This window comes from Mycobacterium sp. NGS26, assembly GCF_059813025.1.
In genome coordinates this window covers 1-405 of the sequence record NZ_JCALDU010000041.1, presented here as the reverse complement: position 1 = coordinate 405, position 405 = coordinate 1, and the positions used below count along the sequence as shown (strand labels likewise).

The window sequence follows — 405 nt, the reverse complement described above, 5'->3', positions numbered from 1 at the left end:
TGCGGAGTTGGATGCGGCCGCCACCGGCATCGCGCGCATGCTGGCCGGGCGGGGGGTGGGCCCGGGCCGGTGTGTGGCGCTGCTGCTGGGCCGCTCGGGCCAGGCGATCACCGCGATGCTCGGGGTGCTCAAAACCGGGGCCGCCTACCTGCCGATCGACCCCGCCCTACCGGAGGGCCGGATCACCTTCATGCTCACCGACGCCAACCCCAGTGCGGTCATCACTGCCAGCGGGCTGCGCGACCGGCTGGCCGGCCACCGGGATCTGACCGTCTTCGACATCGACGACCTCCACACTCCCACGGTCGGTGCCCAGCCGGGCGGCGCGCTGCCGGTGCCCGCGCCCGCGGACATCGCGTATCTGATCTACACCTCGGGCACCACCGGCACCCCGAAGGGGGTGGC

Annotated in this window: 1 protein-coding gene; it reads left to right on the top strand. The window is 73.6% G+C overall.

Going from position 1 to position 405, the window contains the following annotated elements; genetic code table 11:
- Nucleotides 1-405: AMP-binding protein (locus AC5Y6X_RS24465; protein WP_499989725.1), on the top strand; the 405-nt coding region annotated here is incomplete at both ends.